This window comes from uncultured Aquincola sp. (assembly GCF_964001545.1).
GTDB lineage: Bacteria > Pseudomonadota > Gammaproteobacteria > Burkholderiales > Burkholderiaceae_C > Aquincola.
This window is the reverse complement of the sequence record NZ_CAXFDV010000578.1, coordinates 1-9,376: the sequence shown is the minus strand read 5'-3', so window position 1 is coordinate 9,376 and position 9,376 is coordinate 1. Positions and strand designations below refer to the sequence as shown.

General features: G+C 71.6%; 9 protein-coding genes. 7 read left to right on the top strand and 2 right to left on the bottom strand.

The genetic code is table 11. From position 1 onward, the window contains the following. From ABNT58_RS19920 to ABNT58_RS19900, 5 genes are all read left to right on the top strand, one after another. The coding region (locus ABNT58_RS19920) for a PLP-dependent aminotransferase family protein (protein WP_348755162.1) at positions 1-1,344 on the top strand (1,344 nt) is incomplete at its 5' end. 165 nt (positions 1,345-1,509) lie between these two features. After that, positions 1,510-2,469 (top strand): diacylglycerol kinase family protein, encoded by a 960-nt coding sequence (locus tag ABNT58_RS19915; protein ID WP_348755161.1) that lies wholly within the window; start codon positions 1,510-1,512, stop codon positions 2,467-2,469. Continuing rightward, positions 2,466-3,287, top strand: a complete 822-nt coding sequence (locus ABNT58_RS19910) for a metallophosphoesterase family protein (RefSeq protein ID WP_348755160.1) — start codon at positions 2,466-2,468, stop codon at positions 3,285-3,287. Before ABNT58_RS19915 ends, ABNT58_RS19910 begins: the two co-directional genes overlap by 4 nt. Positions 3,288-3,305: 18 nt before the next feature. Next, positions 3,306-4,121: a phosphatase PAP2 family protein gene (locus ABNT58_RS19905; protein ID WP_348755159.1), complete on the top strand. Its 816-nt coding sequence runs from the start codon at positions 3,306-3,308 to the stop codon at positions 4,119-4,121. Between the two features lie 38 nt (positions 4,122-4,159). After that, entirely contained in the window at positions 4,160-5,287 is a 1,128-nt protein-coding gene (locus tag ABNT58_RS19900; RefSeq protein ID WP_348755158.1) for a zinc-dependent alcohol dehydrogenase family protein, read from the top strand. A gap of 7 nt (positions 5,288-5,294) precedes the next feature. On the opposite strand, the gene ABNT58_RS19895 is transcribed toward ABNT58_RS19900, so the two are convergent. Further along, entirely contained in the window at positions 5,295-5,549 is a 255-nt protein-coding gene (locus ABNT58_RS19895; protein WP_348755157.1) for an RNA-binding S4 domain-containing protein, read from the bottom strand. Between the two features lie 32 nt (positions 5,550-5,581). Next, complete coding sequence (locus ABNT58_RS19890; protein ID WP_348755156.1) at positions 5,582-6,529, bottom strand: HDOD domain-containing protein; 948 nt, start codon at positions 6,527-6,529, stop codon at positions 5,582-5,584. Between the two features lie 386 nt (positions 6,530-6,915). Between ABNT58_RS19890 and ABNT58_RS19885 the strand changes: the two genes are divergently transcribed. Together ABNT58_RS19885 and ABNT58_RS19880 are read left to right on the top strand one after the other, a co-directional pair. Next, positions 6,916-8,772: an ABC transporter ATP-binding protein gene (locus ABNT58_RS19885; protein WP_348755155.1), complete on the top strand. Its 1,857-nt coding sequence runs from the start codon at positions 6,916-6,918 to the stop codon at positions 8,770-8,772. Positions 8,773-8,856: 84 nt separating this feature from the next. Next, positions 8,857-9,264 (top strand): hypothetical protein, encoded by a 408-nt coding sequence (locus tag ABNT58_RS19880; protein ID WP_348755154.1) that lies wholly within the window; start codon positions 8,857-8,859, stop codon positions 9,262-9,264. Positions 9,265-9,376 lie beyond the last annotated feature (112 nt).

The following is a 9,376-nucleotide window of genomic DNA, read 5'->3' as shown; positions in this document are numbered from 1 at the left end:
GTGCGCAGCCTGCAGCGGCTGCACCAGGTGAGCCTGTCGACCGCGCTGCAGGCTTGCCGCCGGCTGGAGGACGAAGGCCTGCTGGAAGCACGGCCGCGCTCGGGCTACTTCGTGCGCTCGCAGCGGCGCGCAGCGATGCAGCCGGCCAGCGAGCCCGACCTGCGCCGTGCGCCCGACCCGGCGCAGTACGTGGGCATCCACGACCGGGTGTCCGACTTCGTGGCCCGCAGCGAAAGCCGGCCCGCTGTGGCCGACTTCGGCGCCACCTATGCCGCCGGCAGCCTGTACCCGGCCGAGGCCCTGCGCGCCGCCGCGCTGCGGGCCTTGCGCCGTCAGCCCGAGCTGCTGGTGCAGCCGGCGCCCGCGGCTGGCGAGCTGGCGCTGCGCACCGCCATCGCCCGCCGCGCGCTGGACGGCGGCATGCAGCTGACGCCGGACGACATCACCATCACCCATGGCTGCATCGAGGCGCTGAACGTGGCGCTGCGCGCGGTGGCGCAGCCGGGCGACGTGATCGCGGTGGAGTCGCCCACCTACTACGGCCTGCTGCAGGTGCTGGAAAGCCTGGGCCTGCGCGCGCTGGAAGTGCCATGCAGCCCGCACACCGGCCTGTCGATCGAGGCGCTGGAGCTGGCCTTCGACACCCACCCTGGCATCAAGGCCGTGGTGGCTTCGCCCGACCACAACAACCCGCTGGGCTGCGTGATGCCCGATGCCGACAAGGCGCGGCTGGTGGCGCTGTGCGAGCGGCGGCAGGTGCCGCTGATCGAAGACGACACCTACGGCGCGCTGGGCAACAGCGATGCGCCGCTGCGCGCCCTCAAGGCCTGGGACGCCACCGGCAACGTGATCCGCTGCGTGTCGCTGCGCAAGACCATCGCGCCCGGGCTGCGGCTGGGCTGGGTGAGCGGTGGTCGCTGGCAGGCCCGCATCCACATGCTGAAGTTCGCGCAGAGCCGCGCCAACGAGGCGCTGCCGCAACTGACGATGGCCGAGTTCATGGCCAGCAGCGCCTACGACCGCCACCTGCAGCGGCTGCGCCGGCAGGTCAAGCAGCAGCGTGAACGCATCGCCGAGGTCATCGACGCCAGCTTTCCGGCGGGCACCCGGCTCAGCGTGCCGGCGGGCGGCATGCTGCTGTGGGTGGAGCTGCCGCCGGGCGCGCAGGCCCATGCGCTGTTCGAGGCGGCGCTGCTGCGCGGCATCCGCGTGGTGCCCGGCACGCTGTTTTCCAATACCTCGCGCTTCGAGCGCTTCGTGCGCTTCAGCTGCGGCCACCCGGTCACGCGCGAGGCGGAGCAGGCCATCCGCGACCTGGGCGCCATGGCCGCGGCGCAGGCATAGCCGCTGTGCCGACCAGGCGCGAACTGGCGGCCCGGCGCGAGGTGGCGGCTGCGCTGCGTGGCTGTGTAGGCGCCGGCCGCTGGCGTGCGCGGGCCGCGTGCCGACAGCCCGTGCGCGTCAGGCGCTCTATCCTCGGTGGCATCTGAAGCAGCCCCGAGGACCTGCGTGAACCAGCCTGCCCGTGATGCGCCCTTTTTCGTCGTGCTCAACCCCGGCTCGGGCCGTGGCGACCCGGACGAGACACGCGCGCTGATCGAGCGCGTGTTCACCGAAGCCGGCCGCGAGCACCAGGTGCTGATGTGCAAGGACCGGCCGGTGGATCAGGTCGCCGCCCAGGCGGTGGACCTGGCCTGCGCCCGCCAGGGCATCGTGGTGGCGGCGGGCGGCGACGGCACCATCAACGCTGTGGTCAATGCAGTGCTGGGCCGCGGCTGCGCCTTCGGCGTGCTGCCGCAGGGCACCTTCAACTACTTCGGGCGCACGCACGGCATCTCGGCCGAGACCGAGATCGCCACCCGGGCGCTGCTGGAGTCCAGCGTGGAGCCGGTGCAGGTGGGCCAGGTCAATGGCCGCGCCTTCCTGGTCAATGCCAGCCTGGGCCTGTACCCGCAGCTGCTGGAAGACCGCGAAGCCTACAAGCAGCGCTATGGCCGCAGCCGGCTGGTGGCGCTGTGGTCGGCGGTGGTCACGGTGGCGCGCGCCCACCGCCCGCTGCGGCTGGTGATGCAGTGCGAGGGTGAACAGCGCAAGGTGCGCACGCTCACGCTCTTCGTCGGCAACAACCCGCTGCAGATGGCGCAGGTGGGCCTGCCCGAGGCACCGGTCACCGGCGCCGGCCAGCTCACCGCGGTGATGCTGCGGCCGGTGAGCACCTTTCACCTGCTCAAGCTGATGGCGCAGGGCGCGATGGGCCGGCTGGGCGAGGCCGACGACGTCAAGAGCTTCGCGTTCGAAGAGCTGTCGGTGCGGCCGGCCACGCCGCGCAAGAAGGTGCGGGTGGCCATGGACGGCGAGCTGTTCGAGATGCGGCCGCCACTGGTGTTTTCGGTGTCGCCGCATGCGCTGCCGCTGCTGCGGCCCCGCCCGCTGACGGCGCAGGCGGAGGCGGAGGCGCCGCCGCGATGACCGGCCTGCTGCAGATCTCCGATCCGCACTTCGGCACCGAGCGGCCGCCCGTGGTGCAGGCGCTGCTGCAGCTGGTGCGCGACCAGGCGCCCGAGGTGGTGGTGATGTCGGGCGACATCACCCAGCGCGCGCGGCGCAGCCAGTTCGACGCGGCGCGCGCGTTTGTGCAGCGGCTGGGGCCGGTGCCGCTGCTGGCGGTGCCGGGCAACCACGACCTGCCGCTGTTCAACCTGCTGGCGCGGCTGTGCTGGCCGTATGCCCAGCACCGCCGCGTGTTCGGCCCCGAACTGGAGCCGGTGCATGCCGGCGCCGGCTGGCTGGTGATCGGCGTCAGGACCACGCGCCGCCGCCGCCACAAGGACGGCGAGGTGTCCGACGAGCAGATCGAACGCACCGTGCGGCAGCTGCAGGCCGCGCGGCCAGAACAGCTGCGGGTGGTGGTGCTGCACCACCCCATCGCGGTGTGCCGGACCGAAGACGCGGAGAACCTGCTGCACAACCGCGAAGCCGCGATCGAGCGCTGGTCGCAGGCCGGGGCCGACGTGGTGCTGGGGGGCCACATCCACCTGCCCTACGTGGTGCCGCTGCATGAATCCGAAGGCGGTCTGCCGCGCCGGCTGTACGCGGTGCAGGCCGGCACCGCGCTCAGCAGCCGGGTGCGGCACGAGGCGGGCAATTCGGTGAACCTGCTGCGCCGCGTGGGGCCGGGGGCCACCGCCGCGCTGCTGGAGCGCTGGGATTTCGACGAGACCGTCGGTGCTTTCCGCGTGGTGTCGGTGAACCAACTGGCCTTGTCGCGCTCGGACGGTGTCATTTGACCGTTTCGTGATGCTTTGATGACCGCTTCCTTGTCCGACCCGGCGATGCAGCTGGGCCTGCGGCTGGCCGACCATGCGCTGCCGCTGTACTTCGCGGGCCTGCTGGCCGTCGTGCTGCTGGCAGCCGGCGGCTGGCTGCTGCTGCGCCGCGTGGTGCACCCGCGTGAGCCCGGCGTGCCGATGCCGCCGGTGCAGCTGGTGCTGCGCCTGGGCCTGGCGCTGCTGGGCATCGTGGCCACCGCGGCCGCGTTTGCCGAACTGGCCGAGGCCCTGGGCCCCGGCGACGGCCTGGGCCGCTTCGACGAAGCGGTGGCCGCCCGGCTGTCGCAAACCCTGTCGCCGGCCGCGCTGCAGATGTTCTCGCTGCTCACCCACCTGGGCGACGTGATCACGCTCACCGCCGTCAGCATCGCCGCGGTGGTCTGGCTGCTGTGGCAGGGCCGCCGCCGCATGGCGCTGGCCTTTGCGCTGGCCACGGCCGCCGGCGGGCTGCTGAACCGGCTGCTGAAAGTCACCTTCGAGCGGGTGCGCCCGCCGCACGACCACGGCTTTGCGGTGGTGGCCGAGGGCTGGAGCTTCCCCAGCGGCCACAGCGCCGGCGCGGCCGTGGTGTACGGCATGCTGGCCTATGTGCTGCTGCGGGCCACGCCGCGCCGCTGGCATGCGCCGCTGGTGGCCGGCGCTGCGGCGCTGGTGTTCACCATCGCCTTCAGCCGCGTGATGCTGCAGGTGCACTGGGTCAGCGACGTGGCGGCCGGCCTGGCCTCGGGCACCGCCTGGCTGCTGGCCTGCGTGCTCATCATCGACTGGCTGCGGCGGCCGCGCCGGACGTAGCACACTCGGGTCTCTTGAAGAACAAAGCAGGAGACCCGATGAAGATCCGCGCTGCCGTCCTTGAGCGCATGGGGGCCGAGCCGCCGTATGCCCGTTCCCGGCCGCTGGCCATCCGCCAGGTGGAACTGGCCCCGCCCGGCCCCGACGAGGTGCTGGTCAAAATCGCCGCCGCCGGCCTCTGCCACTCCGACCTGTCGGTGATCAACGGCGACCGGCCGCGGCCGATGCCGATGGCACTGGGCCATGAGGCCGCCGGCATCGTCGAAGCCCTGGGCCCGGGCGTGCGCGACCTGTCGGTGGGCGACCATGTGGTGGTGGTGTTCGTGCCCAGCTGCGGCCATTGCGCGCCCTGCGCCGAAGGCCGGCCCGCGCTGTGCGAACCCGGCGCCGCGGCCAATGGTGCCGGCACGCTGCTGTCGGGCGAACGCCGGCTGGCCGATGAGGACGGCCGGCCGCTGAACCACCACCTGGGCTGCTCGGTGTTTGCCGAATACGCCACCGTCTCGCGCCGCTCGCTGGTGAAGGTGGACAAGGCCGTGCCGCTGGACGAAGCGGCCCTTTTCGGCTGCGCGGTGCTTACCGGCGTGGGCGCGGTGGTCAACACCGCCAAGGTCAGTGCGGGTGCCTCCACCGCCGTCATCGGCCTGGGCGGCGTGGGCCTGGCGGCGGTGCTGGGCGCTCATGCGGCCGGCGCGCGGCAGATCGTGGCCATCGACCTGTCGGACGCCAAGCTGGAAGAAGCGCTGCGCCTGGGCGCCACCCATGTGGTCAATGCCGCCGCGGCCGATGCGGCCGAGCAGGTGAAGGCCCTGAGCGACGGCGGCGTGGAGTACGCCTTCGAATTTGCCGGCGCGGTGCGCGCGCTGGACCTGGCCTGGCGCATCACGCGCCGCGGCGGCAGCACCGTCACCGCCGGCCTGCCGCCGCCCGGCGCGGCCTTCGCGCTGCCGGCCGTCAGCCTGGTGGCCGAAGAACGCACGCTGCGCGGCAGCTACATCGGCACCTGCGTGCCTTCGCGCGACATTCCGCGCTTCATGGCGCTGTACCGCCAGGGCCGGCTGCCGGTGGACAAGCTGCTCAGCGGCCGCCTCGCGCTGGACGAGATCAACGAAGGCTTCGACCGCCTGCACGAGGGCCAGGCGGTGCGGCAGGTGGTCGTGTTCTGAACTTGGATCAGCCGCCCTGCTCGGGCAGTTCGTCCTCGCCGGGCAGGCCGGTGATCACGTGGATGCGTTCGGCGCCCACCTGCACCACCTGGCCGGCGCGGATCTTGGCGGTCTTGCGGGTTTCCACCGCGCCATCGACCTGCACCAGGCCGTCGGCCACCATGAGCTTGGCGGCGCCGCCGCTGTGGGCGATGCCGGCCACCTTCAGCAGGTTGTCCAGCGTGATGTAGTCGCCGCGCAGGGGGATTCGGGTGTCGGGCATGCCGGATTGTGGCAGCCCCCTGACAAGCGAGGCTACGCGGCCGGCTGCAGCAGCGGCGCCTCGGGCAGCGCGACGGTCATGATCGGCGCCAGCACGGCCATCGTGGCCTCGCGGTCGGCCAGCGCCAGCGCGGCGGCCAGCGGCGAGCGGGCAGGCTCCAGACCCTGCTCCAGGATGTCCTGGCCCAGCGCGGAGAGTGAAGCGCTGATCTGCCAGGCCGCCGCCGCCTTGCCGAACAGCTTGTCCTTGCGCAGCACCAGCTGCTGCACGAAGGCCTGGCTGAAGGGCGTGCTCACGCCGCCGTCCATGCGGTCGAAGGCGCGCCAGGCGATGGACCAGCCGGCGTTGTGCATCAGGCCGGCCAGATAGCCCTCGAACGGCTCCAGGCCGCGCTGCGCAGCCAGCGAGGCACACAGCACCGCCTTGCGCTCGCCGTGTTCCCACAGCCGCGGCGCCGCCCGGGCCGACAGGCGCCCGCCCTGGCCTTCGTACAGCGGCTTGAGCACCACCCGCGCGATGGCGCGCTGCACGCCGTCGGCGCCCAGCGCGGCCACTGCCTGCGTCAGGTCGCTGATGGCGTGGGCGGCCCGCTGCCGGTAGTGCGCGGTGTTGGCCAGGCGCAGCACTTCGGCCGTGAGCTGCACGTCCTTGGTGATGCGTTCGGTGATCGCGGCCAGCGGCAGATCGTCCTGGCGCAGCAGGTTCAGCAGCTGCGGCACCACCGCCGGCGTGCGCGGCAGCAGGTCGGCAGGGGTTTGCGGCTCGGCCAGCAGGGCGTCCAGCAGGCGCAGCGCCCGCAGCTCGCGCGGGCCGATGGGTGTTTCGCGCGAGGGGCTGCTGTCCTGCAGCCATTCGACGAAGGGCCCGCTGAGGTCGGCCGGCAGCACCGGCGCCGGGAACGGGGTGACGATGGGCTTGGCGGGTGGTTCGGCAGCCGCCGACGGCGCCGCGATGGCGGCCGCCACGGGCACCGCCTTCATGCCCCTTGAACGCCGGGGGCTAGGACGACCGGTCAAACCGGACAGCATCACGGCCAGCCAATTCATCATGCCAACACTCCCTTGCTTATGTGTGCAATTGTGATTCACGCGGTCAGCGGCGGAGTGATCCCCCACCCCCTAGGCCAGCGTTGCCAACCGCGACAAAGTTGGCATTCAAGCCTGAAGAAACGTGAATTCGTCGCGGCGGCGGACAGTCTTGCGGGGGATTGCCCGCGGCCACGGGCCGAAATCGCCCCGTCATCTTCGGCGCGGGGCGACGCGGATAAAGTGCAGGCCTGTCGCTTTCCGGCCCTTTGGCCGCAACCGCGCCTTGCCAACCTGCCGCCGGCCCGCCCAGGGCCCCGCCGCACCCAGGAGCGCCCCGCTTGCTGCAATTTTTCGAGAAGCTCGTCCATCCGTACCCGGAGGCCGAGCCCACGCTGCCCCCGCGGCGTTTTTTCGCGTTCCTTTGGGCATGCACCGAAGGCATCCGCCCCTGGCTGCTGCTGATGACGCTGGCCAGCGGGCTCATCGGCGCCTTCGAGGCAGGCCTGTTCGCCATGCTGGGCGGCGTGGTGGACTGGCTGTCGGGCACCGCGCCCCACCGGCTGTGGGCCGAGCAGGGCCACCTGCTGGCGCTGCTGGCGGCGGTGATGGCGGCCAGCGTGCTGCTGGTGGGCCTGCAGTCGGCGCTCAAGCACCAGAGCATGGCGGGCAACTTTCCGATGCTGCTGCGCTGGAACTTCCACCGGCTGATGCTCGGGCAGAGCATGCACTTCTACCAGGACGAGTTCGCCGGCCGCATCGCCACCAAGGTGATGCAGACCGCGCTGGCCGTGCGCGACACCTGGATGATCCTGTGCGAGCTGATGGTGTTCGTGATCATCTACTTCGTCACCATCCTGGCCACGCTGGGCAGTTTCAGCGGCTGGCTGATGCTGCCCTTTGCCGCCTGGGTGGCGCTGTACGCCGGGGCGGTGTGGTACTTCGTGCCGCGGCTGGCCAAGGTGTCGCAGGCGCAGGCCGACGCCCGCTCGCTGATGACCGGCCGCATCACCGATGCGTACACCAACATCGCCACCGTCAAGCTGTTTTCGCACAGCCAGCGCGAGGCGGGTTATGCCCGCTCGGCGATGCGCGAGTTCATGGTCACGGTGCACGGCCAGATGCGGCTGGTGACGGGCTTCGAGATCGTCAACCACGCCTTGAGCATGCTGCTGATCGCGGCCACCGCCGGTACCGCGCTGTGGCTGTGGACCCAGGGCCACGCCACCGTGGGCGCGCTGGCGGCGGCCACCGCGATGGCCTTGCGCTTGAACGGCATCTCGCATTGGGTGATGTGGGAAATGGCTTCGCTGTTCGAACACATCGGCACCGTGCGCGACGGCATCAACACCCTGGGCCGCCCACGCGCGGTGCTGGATGCGCCCGGCGCGCGGCCGCTGCAGGTGGCGCAGGGCGACGTGCGCTTCGAGCATGTGAGCTTCGGTTACGGCGGTGACAAACGTGTGATCGACGACCTCAGCCTGCACATCCGTCCCGGCGAAAAGGTGGGGCTGGTGGGCCGCTCGGGGGCGGGCAAGAGCACCATCGTCAACCTGCTGCTGCGGCTGTACGACGTAGAAGGCGGCCGCATCCTCGTCGACGGCCAGGACATCGCCCACACCACGCAGGACAGCCTGCGCGCGCAGGTGGGCATGGTCACGCAGGACACGGCGCTGCTGCACCGCTCGGTGCGCGACAACATCCTGTATGGCCGGCCCGACGCCGACGACGCGGCCATGGTGTCGGCTGCCCAGCGGGCTGAGGCGCATGAGTTCATCCAGGGCCTGACCGACCCCAAGGGCCGCAGCGGCTACGAGGCCCATGTGGGCGAGCGCGGCGTCAAGCTGTCGGGCGGGCAGCGCCAGCGCATCGCCATCGCCCGGGTGATGCTGAAGGACGCGCCCATCCTGCTGCTGGACGAAGCCACCAGCGCGCTCGATTCCGAGGTGGAAGCGGCCATCCAGCAAAGCCTGTACAAGCTGATGGAGGGCAAGACGGTGGTGGCCATCGCGCACCGGCTGTCCACCATCGCGGCGATGGACCGGCTGATCGTGCTGGACAAGGGCCGCATCGTCGAGCAGGGCGACCACCGCAGCCTGCTGGCCCACGGCGGGCTGTATGCGCGGCTGTGGGCGCACCAGAGCGGCGGCTTCCTGGGTGAAGAGGCGGAAGACGCCGAGGAAGTCGGCGCCGGCTGACAGCGGCGCGGGCCGCGCGCCGCTACTGGCGGCGGTGCGGGCTGCCTACGCTGGGGGTTCTTTCACCAGCCAAGGAGACAGCCCATGGGCACCAGCAGCATTCTTGGCGGCACGCCGGCCCCTTCGCAGGCCGAGGGCCGCGACGCCGACGCACTCGGCCCCAGCGACAGCTCTGACTCGGGCAGCGACATCCAGGGCGAACGCCTGGCCGCCACCGAGTCGGACGACGGCGATTTCATGCACGCCACGCCGGCGGTGCAAGGCAGCGACAGCGATTCAGGCGGCACCGGTGAGCGGGGCTCGGCCATCCCGGGCGAAGACGCGGCCGGCGCCGACATCGGCACCGACCACATCGAGACCCTGGGCGGCACCGACGCGCTGGACGACGCGGTGTCGCTGGACGCCGACGAAGAGCTCGAGGCGCTGGCCGCCGACGACAGCGCCGACCCCACCGACCCGGACATCGACGCCGACAACCGGCCCGACGCCTGATCAGCCGCCGGCCTGGGTGATCACTTCGCCCAGGTGTCCTTCAGGCCGGTGACCTTGTTGAACACCGGCTTGTCGGCATTGTGGTCCTGCAGGTCGGCCACGAAGTAGCCGT